The following is a 16,468-nucleotide window of genomic DNA, read 5'->3' on the forward strand; positions in this document are numbered from 1 at the left end:
ATCGAGTGCTCAGCTGGCGGCCTCCGCCGGCGGCACGGAGTAGCCCGTGACCTCGACCGGCTCCAGCAGGAACACCGGGATCTCCCGGTCGGTCTTCTTCTGGTACTCGGCGTACGTCGGCCAGGTGCTCACCGCGTGCTCCCACCAGTCGGCCCGCTCCTCGCCCTCGAGCAGCCGCGCCTCGTAGAGCTTCGGCTCGGGGCCGTCCTGCAGCTGGACCACCGGGTTGGCGACGAAGTTGGCGTACCAGGTCGGGTTCTCGGGCGCGCCGCCCTTGGACGCGATGGCGACGTACTTGCCGTCGCGCTCGACCCGCATCACCGGGTTCTTGCGGAGCTTGCCGGACCTCGCGCCGCGGGAGGTGATCACCACGATCGGGTCGCTTCCCCCGCGCAGCGTGTTCGCCTCGGCGCCGCCCGACGCCTCGTAGGCCTCGACCTGCTCGCGCACCCAGTCGGCCGGGCTCGGCTCGTACTCACCTTCGAGAAGATCCATGCCCGTTCCAATGCCCGAAACCGGTTCCGGCATTCCCGGAAACGCCCCGCCAAGAGGTCACTAAGCGGGCACTAAGCGACCTGGGCCAGAGTTCCTTCTGACGAGATTCCACGTCAGGGACCCGCACCGGGCGGGACGGCAGGACCAGGAACCACACCAGGCGTCGGTGGGAACGCCCGTGGCTCCCCTGTCGCCCGCAGCGACGCCCGGTGCACCCCCGACGTGGAGCTCGCCGAAGGACAAGACGCAGCGGCAGAAGCCCGCCCGCCTCACCGGCGGGCGGGCGCTTCGCGTTGTGGAGCCGGATCCGCTACCGGGCGATCCAGCGCGACGTGCCGGTGGCGCGGACGACCATGATCACGTCGCCGGCCTTGTCGCGGCTGCTCACGCCGGCGATGCCGCGCCGGTCGACGCACGCCTGCTCGCCCACGGGCGGCCGGCCGTTCTCGTCGCACGCATGCACCTTGCGGTAGCCGCCCGGGCCGTCGCTGTTGCGCCAGATGTGGAGGTAGCGCCAGGACGCACCGGGCAAGAGCAGGGAGTCGTCGTAGCGGAACGTCAGGATCGCCGGGTGACGCTTGGTCGCGTCCAGCTCGTCGGCATGCACCTCGACCGCTGCCCCGATCGAGTAGAGCGTCGGGTCCTTGTCCAGCTCACTGACGGTGACGTCGGCGCCATCGTGGTCCACGAGGGGCACGCGCAGCGCGGCGTTCTGCTTGTCGACGGTGTCGGTCCGCGGTCGGCAGCCGAAGGTCCCGCCGACGTGGCGGCACTCTCCGCTGCCGTAGGACGCCCCGGCTGCCACCCGGGCCGCGACGGGCGTCCCGGAGGCGACCCGCAGGGTGCCCGACTCGATGCGGATCTCGCCGCCGAGCTGCGGATAGATCGCGTTGACGGCGGAGACGCCGTCGCCCGCCTTCTTCAGGAGAAGGCCCTCGTTGAGGAACTTCGAGAGCTGTGTCTGGCCGAACCGGGCCTCGCCCTCGTAGTAGCCGCCGTCGTTCTCGAAGCGGAACTCGCCGTTCTCCGCGACCTCGGTCGTGGTGCCGTAGTCGGCGACGACGTATCCCGCGCCACTGACGTCGACCACGCCCTGATCGCGGATCCGGTAGCCGTCGGTCAGCGCGACACCGGCCCCGTCCACCTCGAGCGTGCCGGCCGGCTTGACGACGAGCAGTCCACCCGGCCGGTCGAGATGACCGCCGGCGGGGCCGTTGCACGGCGCGGTGCGCGCTGTGGTGTCGGGATCTGCGGCCACCACGGAGCACGGCCGGGTGGCGAAGGTCGCCATCGGACCGTCGGAGTTGCTGTGCCAGACCAAGGTGCCGGCGAGCTTCACCTCACCTTCGCCGCCGAACGTCGAGCCCTCCACGGAGAGCACTGCGCCGTGGTCGATGGTCGAGGTCATGTTGCCGGGGTTGCCGCGGACGAAGAGCTGGCTCTCGTCGTTGAGCACGAGGCTGGCACCCTTGCCCAGGTGGAGCGCCTGGACGTTGCGCACGTCGGCAGGGCCCTCGAGCCGGACGTCGTCGGACGGGATGCAGGCGTAGCCCAGGCCGCCCTCGCTGACACCGGGCGCGAAGCCGAGCGACCAGTTGTCGTCGTCGTGCCACAGGTCGCTAGTCCCGCCCACCCACACGTTCGGGGTCAGGCCGGCGATGGCGGGGCAGTCCGGGGTGGCCGTGGCGGCGGAGGACGACGTCCCGAGCGCAGCGCCGAGCCCGGCGACGAGCAGCAGTGCTGCGCACGTCGCCCGGATGCTGTGAACGCCCGGGGCCATGGTCCTCCTGTCGCTGAACCTCATGACGGTAACCGCCGAACGCTTATCGCGAACCACAATTTCAGGTATCGGGGTCGCCTACCATGCCTCGGGTGGAGATCCGACTGCTGGGGCCGGTCGAGGCCGCCGTCGGGGAGACCACGGTCAGCCTGGGTCCACCGCGCCAGCGCGCGGTCGCCGCGATGCTCGCGCTCGCGGCTCCCGAGGTCGTCTCCACGGACCGTTTCGTCGACGGCCTGTGGGGCGAGCAACCCCCGGACCGCCCGCTGCCGGCCCTGCAGGTCTTCGTCCACGGGCTGCGCAAGGCCCTCGCCGCCGCGGACCCGTCGGTCACGGTCGAGCGGGTCGCGCCCGGCTACCGGATCACCGGCATCCAGACCGACGCCGCGCGCTTCGAGCAGCTGGTCCAGCAGGCCGAGGCGGCCACCGATCACGCGGCGACCGAGGCGGCGCTGAGGGAGGCGCTCGGCCTGGTCCGCGGTCCCGCGCTCGCCGACCTGGTCGACACCCCGTTCGCCGCCCCCGAGTGCGTGCGCCTCGACGAGATGCGCCTGCTCGCGCTGGTGAACTGGTACGACGCCCGCCTGCACCTCGGCGAGCACGCCTCGCTCATCACCGACCTCGAGCTGCTCGTCCGCGAGCACCCGACCAGGGAGCGGCTGTGGGCGCAGCTGATGACCGCGCAGTACCGCGCCGACCGCCAGGCCGACGCGCTCGCGACGTATGCCCGCGCCCGCGACCGGCTCGCCGACGAGCTCGGCATCGACCCCGGTCACGCGCTCCAGCAGCTCGAGCTCGCCGTGCTGCGCCACGATCCCGACCTCGCGGCCCCGGTGACGGCCGCGCGCCGCACGGCGGTCGTCGCGCCGCGGCCGCCGGCCCGGCTGGACACGCCGACCACACCGACCTTCGGCCGCGACGAGCTGGTCGCCGACCTGCGTGGGCGGCTCGTCGACCCCGACATCCGGGTCGTGACCCTGACCGGCCCGGGCGGGTCCGGGAAGTCCCGGGTCGCCGCGCTGGTCGCCGGTGATGGCGAGCCCTTCCCGGCCGGGGTGGTCGCGTTCGCCGCCTCCGAGGGGACCGACGACGGGCAGCTGTTGCGCGAGATCGCGCGGGCGCTGACGGGGAGCGACGGCGGCGACGACCCGATCGGCGTGCTGCCGGCCGACGCGCTCGTCGTGCTCGACAACCTCGAGGCGCTCGACGACGCCTCGGCGCTGGTGGCCCGCCTGGTGGACGGCAGCAAGGTCACCGTGCTCACCACGAGCAGGCTCCCGCTCCGGCTCCGGGCCGAGCACGCCGTCCCGGTGCCACCGCTGCCGGTGCCCGCCCCCGACACCGGCCGGGACGCGGCGCTGGCGACGCCGTCGGTGGCGATGTACGTCAACCGCGCGGTCGCCGCCGCCGGCCACTTCGACACCGAGCGCGAGTGGCCGGACGTCGCCCGGTTGGTGGGCTTCCTCGACGGCCTGCCGCTCGCGATCGAGCTCGCGGCGACCCACGCGGCGCTGCTCTCCCCCGGCCAGATCCTGGAGTCCATCCAGACCTCGCTCGACGTGCTGTCGACGCGCGCGGTCGACGTGCCCGAGCGCCAGCGGACCCTTGCCCGCACCATCGACTGGAGCTACCAGCGCCTCGAGCCGGCGGCGCAGGAGCTGCTGGACCGGCTCGCACTCTTCGAGCGGAGCTTCACGATCGAGACCGCGCAGGCGGTCTTCACCGACGTGCCCGACCTGGTCGACACCCTCGGCCAGCTGATCGAGGTGCGGCTGGTGCGGAACGTGCCGTCCCGGGTCGGGCTGCGGTTCCAGGTCCTCGGCACGGTGCGGGCGTTCCTGCGGCAGCGGCGCGCCCGCGGACCCGAGCTCGCCGCGCTCCAGGACCGGCTGACGACGTACCTGCACGAGGAGGCCCGTCGCTGGCGGTCGGACCTGGACGGGCCGCAGGGCCTGGTCGCGCTCGGGCGCTACGACGACGCCGCGATGGACCTCGACGCGGCCGTCGACCGCGCGCTGGCGGCCGGCGACGGCGTCCGCGCCACGGCCCTGATCGCCGACGTCGCCGACCTGTGGGTCTCCTCCGGGCGACTGGTCGACGGGAGCACCCGGGTCACGCGCCTGCTCGAGCTGCTCGACTCCGGTGGCAGCGACGGCGCCCGCGCGGCCGCCCACCTCGCCGCGGCCAAGCTGCACCACCAGCTGAGCCACTTCGACCGCTCGGCCGACGAGAGCGCCCGCGCGATCGCTGCCGGGCCCGCCCGCGGTGACGACGCGTGGGCGCGCTGCCTGCAGGCGAACGCGCTGCTGATGAACGGCGACCTGGCCGGCGGGCGCCAGCTCGCGGCCGAGGCGCTCGCGCTGGCCGACGGCGTCGACTGCTACCCCGTGCCGGCGATCGCCCACTCCACGCTCGCGATCGGCGCCGCGATGGCCGGCGAGTTCGACGTCGAGCGGGCCCACTACGAGCAGCGTCTCAGCGTCGTCACCGAGCACGGCGACGTCACGCGGATCGCCGACACGCTCAACGTGCTGGCCGAGATCGCGCTCGACAACGACGACCCGGCGGGTGCGTTCGCACTCGCCACGGAATCGGTCGAGCTGGCCGGCGCCGCGCTGCCGAACGAGGCGCGGGACGCGTCCATCTCCTTGGCGCGCAGCGCGGCCGCGACGGGCGACGTCGCGACCTGCGCGCGGCAGCTGCTCGCCGCGTTCACGCTCGTCGACCGGACCGGCCAGACGTTCGCGCTCGGCCAGACCCTGCGCACGGGCGGGGTGCTCGCCGCCGCCCTGGGCGAGGCTGACCTGGCGGTGCGGTGCTTCGCTGCCGGCCACCAGGTCGCTCCCTCCCCGTCGGGAACCGAGGAGCCGATCGAGGCCGACCTCGCCGAGGCGCTGTCCCGGGCGCGCGCCGCTCTCGGCGACGCGGCCGATCGCACGTGGCTCCTCGGCCGGACGTCGCCCGACCGCACGCGCGCCGCGCTCGAGGCAAGACTCACCGAGCTCCTCGCGACCGAGGCCGGCTAGGGCGTCACACCTCCGCGATGCTCACCGCGAGCCCGCAGAGGTGCCCGAGCCGGGCGATCTCGGAGTCGACGAACTCGGGGCCGCCGCGGCGGCCGATCACGATGATGTCGTTGCCGTCGAGCCGGGCCGCGGCGAACAGGGTGACGTCGTCGTCGGCGACCTCCAGCCGCGTTCCTGCGCCCTCGATCTCGACGAACTCGAACTCGTCGGGCGCGGCGCTGGTGCCGTAGACCAAGCCCTTGGCCCGGTGCACCCGCGCGCCCCAGTCCGCACGGAACGTCGCGGGCAGCAGGTCGACCAGGCGGTCGTAGACCTCGCCCGGGTGGGCGGTGAGCTCCTCGACCGCCTCCAGGTCCAGGACCAGGTTGCCGCCGGCCGGGTAACGGCTGATCCACACTACGCGCACGTCGTCGAGCGCGTTGCACGCGGAGACGATCGAGTCCGGCATCGTGCCGGGCGCGGTCTCGAGCAGCACGTCGTCGAGCGCGACCCCATCACGCTTCTCGACGATCTCGATCGCCTCGATGTCGCCGCCCGCCATACCGATCGCGGACGCCACCCGGCCCAGGGACCCGGGGACGTCGGGCAGCTCGACGCGCAGCAGGAACGGCATGGACGACAACCTAACCCGGCCGCGTTGCCGGATCGTTTCGACACCGTCATCCGGTCGGTGGCCCTCAGCCGAGCAGCCGTCGCCTCAGCCCGGTCGCCCGGCGGGCGGTCGTCGCGACGGCGGCACGCACGGCGTCCTCGGTGCCCACGACGCGCAACCGCTCCTGGGCACGGGTCGCGGCCGTGTAGAACAGCTCGCGGGTCAGCAGGGGCGAGTCCACCGGAGGCAGCAGCACCGTCACGGTGCGCGCCTGGCTGCCCTGGCTCTTGTGGACGGTCATCGCGTGCAGCGTCTCGATGTCGCCGAGCCGGGACGGAGCGAAGGTCAGCGGCTCGCCCGAGGCGATCACCGCTCGCAGCTCCGTCGGGTCGACGCCGCTCTGCACGACGACGCCGGTGTCGCCGTTGAACAGGCCGAGGCCGTAGTCGTTGGAGGTGACCAGGATCGGGCGGCCGGCGTACCACTCGTGACCCCACGTGGCGCCCACCGGCGCACCGGTCTCCTCGGCCAGCCAACGCTCGACCTGGCGGTTCCAGTGCGCGGCGCCCCACGGGCCCTCGCGGTGCGCGCAGAGCAGCCGGTGCTGCTCGGCCGCGGCAAGGGCAGCGGCCGGGTCGCCGCCCAGCGCGGCCGCTCGTACGCCGACCGCGTGACCGGTCAGGTCGGCTCGCAGCGCCGCCATGGCCGCCGCGTCGCCGGGGTCGACGAGCTCGACGTCGGCCGCGCCCGCACGCAGCAGGTCGACGACCTCGTCGGCGTCCGCCGCGCGGAGCGCCTGCGCGAGCCGGTCGATCGTGCCGTGGAAGCGCCGGGTGGTCACCAGCTCGGCCACGGTCTCGGGGGCGCGCTCACGGAGCCCGCCGACCAGGTCGGCGAGCACAGCGCCCGCCTCGACCGAGGCGAGCTGGTCGGGGTCGCCGACGAGGATCAGCCGGGTCTCCGGGCGGACCGCCTCGAGCAGGCGCGCCATCATCGTCAGCGACACCATCGACGTCTCGTCGACCACGATGACGTCGTGCGGCAACCGGTTGCCACGGTGGTGCTTGAACCGGGTCCGCGAGCCCGGCCGCCAGCCGAGCAGGCGGTGCAGCGTCGCAGCGGTCAGTCCGGTCAGCCGGGCACGGTCGTCGTCGTCGAACCGGTCGGCCCGTTGGGCCTCGACGACGGCCTCCTGCAGCCGGGCGGCGGCCTTGCCGGTGGGCGCGGTCAGCGCGATCCGCAGCGGTCGGTCGCCCGCGGCCAGCGCCTGCTCGGTGAGCAGCGCGAGCACGCCCGCGACCGTCGTGGTCTTGCCGGTGCCCGGGCCACCGGTGAGGACCGTCGTCGCCTGCGTGGCGGCCGCAAGCGCAGCCGTGCGCTGCTCGGCGTACCCCTCACCGGGGAACAACCGCTCGGCACTCTCGTGGAGCCGGGCGGGATCGGCGACCGGAGGCGGGTCCGCGGCGAGCCGGGCGACCAGGTCGTCCCGGACCTGGGTCTCCTCGCGCCAGTAGCGGTCGAGGTAGAGCAGGCCCTCGTCGACGCGCACCACCGACTGCGCGGCCACAGCGCTGGCGGCCACAGCGTCCTGCCACTGCGCCACGTCGGGCCAGGGCAGGTCCGCCCCGCTCTCGCCGTCGGCGGCGAGCGACGCCAGGTCGACGCAGACCGAGCCGTGGCGAGCGGCCCGCACGGCGAGCGCCACCGCGAGCCGGACCTCCTCGGACAGCTCGCCGACCAGGTCGGCGGTGCGGGCCGCCACGTGGACGTCGGCCGCGGTCAGGACACCCGCCCTGTTGAACGCGCCGAGCAGCCCGCTGGCGCCGAGCGCGAACCGCGCGTCGGCCGGGTCGTCGGTCTCCCAGAGCTCGATCGTCATGCGGCACCTCCGGCCGGGACCCCGTCGAGAAGGTCGGAGAGCGCCAGCACCAGCGACGTCGGGGGCGACCAGGAGAAGACCCCGGCAGGGTGGCCGTCGGTGACAGGGGTCTCCGGGCCGCACATGCCGCGGAGGTAGAGGTAGAGCACGCCTCCGAGGTGGCGCTCCGGGTCGTAGCCCGGCACCCGCCACCGCAGGAAGCGGTGCGCGACGACGGAGTAGAGCAGTGCCTGCAACGGGTAATGGGAGTGCAGCATCGCCTGGGCCAGCTCGCGCGGCCCGTAGTCGGCCGCGGTGCCCGGCTCGTCGGCCGGTCCCAGCCGGTTGGTCTTGTAGTCGACGACGACGTAGCGGTGCTCGTCACCGTCGGCGACGCGGAGCAGCACGTCGACCGATCCCGCCAGGTAGCCGCGCAGCGCCTGGTCGCCGAGCGCCGGCTGCTCGAGCGTGGCGGCGTAGGGCGCCAGCGGGTCGTCGGCGGGCAGGTGCTGCCGGAGCAGCGGCGCGACCTCACGCAGCCGGACGTCCCGCGCGGTGGTCGTCGAGGAGGTCGCGAAGCGACCGTGACGAGACCGGTCGCCCCCGTCGAGGGGCAGCTCGAAGTCGAGCTCGCGCAGCCGGTCACGCAGCGGGATCTCGGCGAGGGTCAGCCCGCCGGCGAGCGGCCCGAGGGGGGTGCGCACGACGGGGACGAGCGCGGCGGCGATGTCCTCGGGCGCCGCGGCGACGTACCACCAGCGCAGCTGCTCGCGGACGTGCGCGAGCAGCTCCGTCTCCAGGTCCGGCGCGTCCGGATCGGCGTGCTCGAGGACTGCGTGGACGAGTGATCCGAACGTCGCTCCCGCGGGGAGGTCGGCCATCGGCGACACGAGCGGCTCCCCGGCGGTCGACGAGGTCTCGGAGCGGCCGTGCCGCGACCCGTCGGTCGCGCTCTCGGGCTGGTCCTCGTCCTCCCGCCCGGTCTGCTCCGGCTCGGACGTGACGGCGCCGTGGCCGCCGGTCTCGTCGGCCCGGATCAGCCCCGAGTAGGACGTCCGCCGCCACTCGACGTCGACCTCGCGGTCGAAGGTGCGGACGGCGAGCTCGGCACGTTCTCCGTCCGACCGCTCGGCGACCGCCTCGGCCACCACGGACACCTCGGCGGCGGGACCGCCGAGCTCCTCGATCAGCGCGAGCACGCGGGCGGCGTAGTCGTCGTCGCCCACCTGCTGCTGGTCGGGCACCTCGGCGATGCCGGGCTGCCGGCCGAACAGCAGCCGGTGCAGGCCGCCGGCCGCGGTGTTGCTGGTCGGGGCCCACCAGGTGACGACCTGCGACTGCGCGCGGGTGAGCGCGACGTAGAGGTCGCGAAGCTCCTCGCCCAGCTCCTCGCCCTGGTGCAGCCGCGCGTGGTCGTTCCACTGCGGACCGGCTCCGGACACGTCGAGGGTGCGGCGTCCGGCGGCGTCGTGGAACCGAGCGACGTCGACGGGGAACTGGTAGAGCTGGTAGGCGAACGGCAGGTAGGTGACGGGGTACTCCAGCCCCTTGCTGCCGTGCACCGTGACGATCTGCACCGCCGCCGCGTCGGAGTCGAGCCGGCGCGGCCGCTCGCTGGCGGCGGTACGGCGCCGCTCGTCGCGGAACCACTCCAGCAGCGCGGTCAGGCCGAGGTCCTCGCGCACCGCCATCTCGTGCAGCAGCTGGCCCAGGTGACGCAGGTCGGTCAGCAGCCGCTCACCGCCGGTGCGGGCGAGCACCCGGCGGGTCAGTCCGCGCTCCTCAGCGGCCTCGACGAGCGCCGCGACGCCCCGGCCGCGAAGCAGCAGCGCCCAGCCGCGCAGGGTGTCGGCGACCCTGGCCGTCAGCGTCTCGCCGCCCTCGTCGAGCTCGACGGCGGAGTGCCCGAAGAAGCAGGTGAGCGCGGCCGCCCGGACGAGCGCCGAGCGGTGCGGCGCCTCGAGCGCGGCGAGCAGGCTGAGCCACTCCTCGCCCGCCGTCGTGAGGAACACGTCGCCCCCGCCCGCCAGCACGGCCGGCACGCCCCGCCGCTCCAGCGCGTCCTTGACCAGCTGGCCGTGGTCGCGGACCGCGACGATGACCGCGATCTGCCCGGCCCGGAGCCTCTCGCCGCACCAGGTCGCGCCCGCGTCGAGCAGCGCCGCGATGTCGGCGGCGCAGTCCTCGGCGACGTGGGCACGGGCGTCGGCAGCACCGATCAGCCCGGCCTTGTTGAGCTTGAACCCGTCCCGCGGCACCCGCCTGACCCGGAACGGCGCCGGCCGGGGCGCGCCGGACAGCCGCCCGCCCCGGTGGTGCGCGGTGACGTCGCGGACCACGATCTCGGCGTTGCCGAGAGCGGCCGACCCCAGCGGCACCAGGAGGCTGCGGACCAGCCCGTCGTCGCTGCGCCAGTTGGTGCCGAGCGTCGCGCGGTGGGTCGCCGTGCGGGCCGCGGCCAGGTAGGTGACGACGTCGCCGCCGCGGAAGGCATAGATGGCCTGCTTCGGGTCACCGATCAGCACCATGGTCGCGTGCCCGGTGAAGGCCCGGTCGAGCACGTCCCACTGCACCGGGTCGGTGTCCTGGAACTCGTCGACCAGCACGATCCGCCACCGCTGCCGCATCCGGGCCCGCGCGGGGGCGTCCTCGTCGGCGAGAGCGTCGGCGAGCCGGCTCAGCAGGTCGTCGTAGGACAGGACCCCGAGCCGGCGCTTGCGCCGCTCGATCTCCGCTCGTACGGCGACCGCGAACTCGCGCCGCGCGACGGCCGTCGCGGGGGCGCCCTCGCCGACCTCGGCCAGCGCCGACTGCGGATCGCCCACCGCGGTGCGCGCCAGCGCCAGCGCGGTGTCGCGTCCGAACGGCGGCCGCTCCTTGCTGGCGCCGAACAGCTGGAGGTAGAGGTCGTCGACGACCTCCACCACCAGCTCGTCGAGCGACTCGACCAGCGCCGAGCCCGCATCGGTGTCGCCGGCGACACCGAGCGAGCGCAGCACCAGCTGGCAGAACTGGTGGGTGGTGGCGATCGTCGCCGCGTCGAACGCGGCGAGCGCGTCGCGGAGCCGGGCGCGGCGCACGGCGCGCTCCTCCTCGTCGGCGTCGAGCAGGTGGGAGAGCAGCGAGTTGTGCGGGTCGGCCGAGCCGGGGTCGCCGAGCACCCGCTCGGCCTCGACCAGCTGTGACCGCACCCGCTCGCGCAGCTCCTGGCTGGCGGCACGCCCGAAGGTGATGACCAGCATCTCGTCGAGCTCGGCGACGCCCTCGGCGACGTACCTCGCGACCAGCGCGCCCACCGTGAAGGTCTTGCCGGTGCCGGCGCTCGCCTCGAGCAGCGTGGTGCCGGTGGGCAGCGGGCCGCACACGTCGAAGGTGGCGAGAGGATCGGTCACCACGACCCCTGCTCCGCGCTCAGCAGCGGCGACCAGAGCCGCAGCGCCAGCGCGCCGAACCGCGAGACCTCGCCGGGGTGCTCCTCGTCGGGGCGGGGCGGCTCCTGCAGCCCGGGCAGCGCGGACTTCGCCCCCCACGCGCGCACCTGCTCGACGTCGGAGCACTCGCCGGGGAACTTGCCGTCGTCCCAGTCCCAGCCGGCCTTGCGCAGCGCCTCCTCCTCGGTCGCCCGGGTCCGGCGCTGCCGGGCGTAGGCGAGTGAGGCCTTGAGCGGTAGCGGCAGCGGCTCGGTCAGCCCACGGTCGCGCAGGGCGACCAGGTCACCGAGCGTCTCCCGCGCCGTGTGGTCGAGCGGGCCGAGCTGCGACAGGGAGTACGGCGTCCGGGAGCGCCCGTTGCTGGGACGGCCCAGCGCCCGGGCGGTCCAGGCCCGGTCCTCGTTGCTCGACGCCAGCGCGAGCAGCTGGATCCAGACCTGGAGCCGGTGGCTGGCCCCGAGCCGGCTGTAGGTCACCGGCACCAGGCGGTCGCCGTACACCTCGGGCACGGTGCCACGCAGCCGCCGGCCGCCGCCGAGGTCGACGTCCACGTCCACCGCACCGGCGGGACGGACGCGCAGGCTCCGGGCCTCGGCGGCGATCGGCTCGGCCTTCACCAGGATGTCGGAGAGGATCCGCCAGCCGAGCCAGCCCGGCGGCAGCACGCCGCGCCGCCACTCCTGCTGCTTGGCCTGCTCGGCGTCCATCCCGGCGAGCAGGTCGCGCAGCACGCGGTCGCCGACCGACCACTGCGCGAGGCTGTCGATCTCGACGGGCAGGCCGTCGAACAGCGGTTCCTCCTCGCGCGGCAGCGCCAGGTCGAGCCGATCGCGGAAGAACCCCCGCACCGGCGACTTCCAGTAGGCCAGCAGGTCCTCGAGCGACACGTCCTCCACAGGCTCGGCGGGGAGCGGTGCGGTCAGCAGCGGCGGCGGGACCGTCCGGGTGCCGCTGGCGGCGACGGCGCCGGCGAGCGCGGAGCGGTCGAACGAGAACGGCGTGCCCGGGACGAGGTCGCCCGGCGTCACGTTGCGCCGGTCGAACGGCTGGAGCGGGTGCCGGACGACCACGGGCTCCCTGACCGGACGGCCGTCGGCGCACGTGGCCGTGGCGTCGAGCGCGTCGAGCAGCTCGCCGAGCGGGGAGGCCGGCGGTCGCGGCTGGCCGGAGTACTCGTTGGCCCCGGTGTAGGTCACCACCAGCGTCTCGGTGGCCGCCAGGATGGCGTCGAGGAACAGCTGGCGGTCCTCGCTGCGCGGGTCGCGCTCGCCCGTCATCGGGTCGCGCGCGAGGACGTCGTCGCCGTCGGTGACGCCGACCCGCGGGAAGACGCCGTCGTCGAGGCCGAGCAGGGCGACCACCCGGTGCGGCACCGACCGCATCGGCACCAGGGTCGCGACGGTCAGCGTGCCCGTGCGGAAGTTGGCTCGGGTCGGCCGGCCCGCGAGCCGGTCGGCGAGCATCGTGCGCACGTCGGGGAGCCGGAGCACGTCGCCTCCTCGCGGAGTCCCGGCCTCGGCGGCGGCTCCCGAGGAGCTCGCGACGGAGGAGCGGGCGTCTCGAAGGGCTCTTTGGAGCTGACCGGTCTGCCAGCTCTCGTCCGACGGCACCGCGGTGAGCCCGGAGACGCCCTGGTGCAGCGCGGCGAGCCAGTGCTCGAGCGGGTGCGCGCCGACCAGCCGGTCGGTCACGTCGCGGAGCCGGGTGACGAACTCGGTGAGCCGGCCGACCAGCTCGACCTCACCACTGCCCACGTCGTCGAGCGGCAGCGTCTTGTCGAGCCAGGTGCCGGCGTCGCCGCTCATGGCCACGCCGGCCAGCAGCCGGTCGAGCCCGAACTGCCAGGTGTTGGCGACGTAGCCCTCCAGCCCGAAGTCCGCGCGGTGCTCGGCGTCGAACCCCCACCGGATCCCGGCCTCCCGCGCCCAGTCGGCGATCTGCTGCAGGTCGTCGTCGCGGAACCCGAACCGCCGCCGCACCGGGTCGAGGTGTGCCAGGTCGAGCACGTCGCCGACACCGGCGCGGCCGCCCGCGAGGTCGAGCAGGCGGGTCGCGACGGCCAGCAGCGGGTTGGTGCGGTCGAGCGCGCGGTCGGCGAGCCGCACCCGCAGCCGGTGGGCCGGGTGCCCCTCGTCGCCGACGACGTCGCCGAGACCGAAGCCCGCAGCGATCAGGGGCGCGTAGGTCTCCACGTCCGGGCACATCACCAGCACGTCGCGCGGCTCCAGGGTGGGGTCGTCCTCGAGCAGCCCGAGCAGCACCTCCCGCAGCACGTCGACCTGGCGCGCGGCCCCGTGGCACGCGTGCACCTGGACCGAACGGTCCGCGACCGGGTCGAAGGTACGGCGTCCACCGGGCGCGACGTCGTTGCCCCGCAGGTCCTGCTGCAGCCAGCCGAGCAGCCTGGCGCCGGTCGGGTCGCCCTCGCGCGGGACGAGCGAGGACGTGTCGAGTCCGACCGGCTCGTCCACGAGCTCGACGGTGGCCAACGTGCGCTGCAGCTCACGGGTGTCCCGGCCGAGCGTGGCGAGCAACGGGTGCCCTACGACGTCGTGGGACCGGTCGGCAGCGCGGGGAACGGGACCAGCGGCGGCGACGTCGCGCAGGGCGTCCCACAGCGCCGCGGACGGGTGCGGCAGCCACAGGTGCACCTCGCGCTGCTCCCCGATCGCGTGCAGCAGTCGGACCTCCGTCACGGGCAGCCGGGTGTGGCCGAACAGCGAGAGCCGCTCGGGCAGGTCGAACGATCCGGGGTCGTCGTGGAGCCGCGCCAGGGTCGCCGCCTGCCGCTCCGGCGGCGACGGGGCGTCGACCACCGCCGCCAGCCGGCGCCACAGCTCCGGCTGCCACGCGAGGTCGTCGGCGATCGGGCGGCCGCAGCCGTCGGTGTCGCGACCGGCGGCCCAGTCGCCGACCACGCCGGGGCGCTGCACGGCGTAGCCGGCGAACAGCCGGGCCAGCCGCCGGGCGACCGCGAACCGCCGACCGCGTCGCAGGTCGCCCTCCTCGCCGGTCATGCCGTGCCCGACGTGCCGCGCGAGGGTCGCCGCCCACGGCTCGTCGAGCGAGTCGTCGAGCACCTGCAGCAGCGGCCAGACCAGGGTGTCGGGCGCCCAGGGGTCCTCGTCGCGGGTGCCGAGGACCTCGGCGATCAGCGCCCAGGGCGAGCGGAACTCGACCCCCGCGCAGATCCCGTCACCACCCCGGCGGCAAGCCCCGAGCCGGTGGGACAGCCGCTGCGAGAGCCAGCGCTCGACGCCCTTCGCCGGCACCACGACGACCTCGGCCGCGAACGGGTCGGGCAGCGGCACCGCGAGCAGCTCGCCGAGCCGGTCGGCGAGCAGGTCGGTCCGCGGAGCGCGGTGCAGGTGGAGGGCCATCGCGGCGACCCTAACCAGGACGCCCGACGGATGAGCACCCCTACGCTTTCCCCATGCACACCCGGCCGACCCAGGGCGACGTCATCCCGCTCGGCGAGGCGACGAAGGCCTGGGCGTCGATCGCCCTCCAGACCTTCGGCGGCCCGGCCGGCCAGATCGCCGTCATGCAGCACAAGCTCGTCGACGAGAAGCGCTGGATCGGCCAGCAGCGGTTCCTGCACGCGCTGAACTTCTGCATGCTGCTGCCGGGGCCGGAGGCCCAGCAGCTGTCGATCTACACCGGGTGGCTGCTCAACGGAACCCGCGGTGGGCTGGTCGCCGGCAGCCTCTTCGTGCTTCCCGGGGTGCTGGCGATGCTCGCCCTCTCCGCCGTCTATGTCCGGTTCGGCGAGACCGACGTGCTCGCCGCGCTCTTCGACGGGATCGCGCCCGCTGTGATCGCGATCGTCGTCCAGGCCGTCCAGCGGGTCGGGAAGCGCGCTCTGCGCCACCGGGCCCTGGTCGGCATCGCGGTCGCCGCCTTCGTCGCGCTGACCCTCTTCGCCGTGCCGTTCCCGCTCGTCGTCCTCGCCGCCGGCCTGATCGGATGGCTGCTCGGCCGGCGGATCCCCGGTCTCGCGGACGCGACCGCGCACGGCAGCACGGACGGTCCACCGCCCCTCATCAGCGACGACGCACTGCACCACGCACTGCCGACCAAGCGCCGGTCGCTCGGCGTGCTCGCGCTGGGCCTGGTCCTGTGGTTCGCGCCCGTCGCCGCGTTCGGCGTACTGGTCGACTCGACGCCGGTCTTCCGCGACCAGGGGCTGTTCTTCTCCGGCGCCGCGGTGGTGACCTTCGGCGGGGCGTACGCCGTCCTGTCGTTCGTGGCGCACCAGGCGGTCTACGTCTACGGCTGGCTCGCGCCCGGCGAGATGGTGCGCGGTCTCGCGCTCGCCGAGACGACGCCGGGACCACTGATCATGGTGGTCCAGTTCGTGGCGTTCGTCGGGGCCTACCGGCAGCCGGGCTCGTTCGACCCGTGGGTCGCCGCCGTCCTGGCCTCGCTCCTGGTGACCTGGGTGACGTTCGTGCCGTGCTTCCTGTGGGTGCTGCTCGGGGCGCCGTACGTCGAGCGGCTCCGCAGCAACCGCGTCCTCGGCAACGCCCTCACCGGCATCACCGCCGCCGTGGTCGGCGTGATCGCCAACCTCGCGGTCTTCTTCTCCCTGCACAACCTCTTCGACGACCAGCACACCTTCGAGCGCGGCCCGTTCCGGCTCGACCTGCCGGTGCTCACCTCGTGGGACCCGGTGGCGTTCGCGATCACCGCGGTCGCGCTCGTCGGCATGTTCCGGCTCGGCTGGGGCACCCTGCGGACGATCGGGATCTGCGCCGCGCTGGGGCTTCTCGTGTACGGCGCTCAGCTGCTCTTCTGAGACTTCTCGCGGCGCTGGTCGGCGTCGTCGATCTCGTGCTCGAGCTCCGCGACCGCCTCGGGCCTGCCGTGGAAGCGCCGGTAGGAGTAGCCGATCAGGACCAGTGCCAGGATCCCCGACAGGATCTGGGTGACGCCGGTCCAGAGTCCCCCCGGCAACCAGAGGCTGTCGTCGGCCGGCCACCACGACGGCTCCTCGGGGCTCAGGATCCAGAGCACGCCGCAGCCCATCAGCGCCAGCGCGAACGCCGTCGACATCACGATCCGCGGCCACGTCGCCACGCTCTCGGCCGCGCCCTTGAGCGCCCGCAGCCGCACCGGCTTCACCCAGCGCTCGGCCCACGCGTACTGCTCGGAGAGCACGGCGAGCCCGAGGAACATCAGGATCAGCCCGGGTCCCGGCAGCACCAGCGCCGCGACGCCGGCGAGCAGCAGCGCCCAGCCGACCACCTCGAGCACGATCCGCCGAGCCGCTCCCGTCATGGAGCC

General features: G+C 74.4%; 9 protein-coding genes. 2 read left to right on the top strand and 7 right to left on the bottom strand.

The window, feature by feature from the left end:
- Positions 1–9: 9 nt before the first annotated feature.
- Entirely contained in the window at positions 10–495 is a 486-nt protein-coding gene (locus ABD709_RS10190; protein WP_344774954.1) for a nitroreductase family deazaflavin-dependent oxidoreductase, read from the bottom strand.
- 310 nt (positions 496–805) lie between these two features.
- Positions 806–2,275, bottom strand: coding sequence for a hypothetical protein (locus tag ABD709_RS10195; RefSeq protein WP_344774956.1), 1,470 nt, complete (start codon positions 2,273–2,275; stop codon positions 806–808).
- Between the two features lie 92 nt (positions 2,276–2,367).
- Here ABD709_RS10195 and ABD709_RS10200 point away from each other — a divergent pair, with 92 nt between their 5' ends.
- Positions 2,368–5,301 carry an AfsR/SARP family transcriptional regulator gene (locus ABD709_RS10200; protein WP_344774958.1) on the top strand — a complete coding sequence of 978 codons (2,934 nt, stop codon included), beginning with the start codon at positions 2,368–2,370 and terminating at the stop codon, positions 5,299–5,301.
- 4 nt (positions 5,302–5,305) lie between these two features.
- Here ABD709_RS10200 and ABD709_RS10205 read toward each other — a convergent pair whose 3' ends face one another.
- From ABD709_RS10205 to recC, 4 genes are all read right to left on the bottom strand, one after another.
- The gene (locus ABD709_RS10205) at positions 5,306–5,914 is read right to left on the bottom strand and encodes an ACT domain-containing protein (RefSeq protein WP_344774960.1); all 609 of its coding nucleotides are present in this window, start codon (positions 5,912–5,914) and stop codon (positions 5,306–5,308) included.
- A gap of 64 nt (positions 5,915–5,978) precedes the next feature.
- On the bottom strand, positions 5,979–7,772 hold the full coding sequence (recD, locus tag ABD709_RS10210) for an exodeoxyribonuclease V subunit alpha (protein WP_344774962.1): 1,794 nt from the start codon (positions 7,770–7,772) through the stop codon (positions 5,979–5,981).
- Complete coding sequence (locus ABD709_RS10215; RefSeq protein WP_344774964.1) at positions 7,769–11,143, bottom strand: UvrD-helicase domain-containing protein; 3,375 nt, start codon at positions 11,141–11,143, stop codon at positions 7,769–7,771. Before ABD709_RS10215 ends, recD begins: the two co-directional genes overlap by 4 nt.
- Entirely contained in the window at positions 11,140–14,562 is a 3,423-nt protein-coding gene (recC, locus tag ABD709_RS10220; RefSeq protein ID WP_344774966.1) for an exodeoxyribonuclease V subunit gamma, read from the bottom strand. Before recC ends, ABD709_RS10215 begins: the two co-directional genes overlap by 4 nt.
- A gap of 53 nt (positions 14,563–14,615) precedes the next feature.
- On the opposite strand from recC, the gene chrA reads away from it, so the two are divergent.
- Positions 14,616–15,980 carry a chromate efflux transporter gene (gene chrA / locus ABD709_RS10225; RefSeq protein WP_344774968.1) on the top strand — a complete coding sequence of 455 codons (1,365 nt, stop codon included), beginning with the start codon at positions 14,616–14,618 and terminating at the stop codon, positions 15,978–15,980.
- Here the strand turns inward: chrA and ABD709_RS10230 are convergent.
- Positions 15,965–16,462 (bottom strand): PGPGW domain-containing protein, encoded by a 498-nt coding sequence (locus ABD709_RS10230; protein WP_344774970.1) that lies wholly within the window; start codon positions 16,460–16,462, stop codon positions 15,965–15,967. The genes chrA and ABD709_RS10230 overlap by 16 nt on opposite strands.
- Positions 16,463–16,468 lie beyond the last annotated feature (6 nt).

The organism is Nocardioides panacisoli, from assembly GCF_039537325.1.
Taxonomy (GTDB): Bacteria; Actinomycetota; Actinomycetes; order Propionibacteriales; family Nocardioidaceae; genus Nocardioides; species Nocardioides panacisoli.

What these genes read in the sequence shown, in the direction of transcription:
- recC (WP_344774966.1), bottom strand. Translation starts at nt 14,562, where the DNA reads ATGGCCCTCCACCTGCACCGCGCTCCGCGGACCGACCTGCTCGCCGAC.
- recD (WP_344774962.1), bottom strand. Translation starts at nt 7,772, where the DNA reads ATGACGATCGAGCTCTGGGAGACCGACGACCCGGCCGACGCGCGGTTC.
- ABD709_RS10195 (WP_344774956.1), bottom strand. Translation starts at nt 2,275, where the DNA reads ATGGCCCCGGGCGTTCACAGCATCCGGGCGACGTGCGCAGCACTGCTG.
- ABD709_RS10205 (WP_344774960.1), bottom strand. Translation starts at nt 5,914, where the DNA reads ATGCCGTTCCTGCTGCGCGTCGAGCTGCCCGACGTCCCCGGGTCCCTG.
- chrA (WP_344774968.1), top strand. Translation starts at nt 14,616, where the DNA reads ATGCACACCCGGCCGACCCAGGGCGACGTCATCCCGCTCGGCGAGGCG.
- ABD709_RS10230 (WP_344774970.1), bottom strand. Translation starts at nt 16,462, where the DNA reads ATGACGGGAGCGGCTCGGCGGATCGTGCTCGAGGTGGTCGGCTGGGCG.
- ABD709_RS10190 (WP_344774954.1), bottom strand. Translation starts at nt 495, where the DNA reads ATGGATCTTCTCGAAGGTGAGTACGAGCCGAGCCCGGCCGACTGGGTG.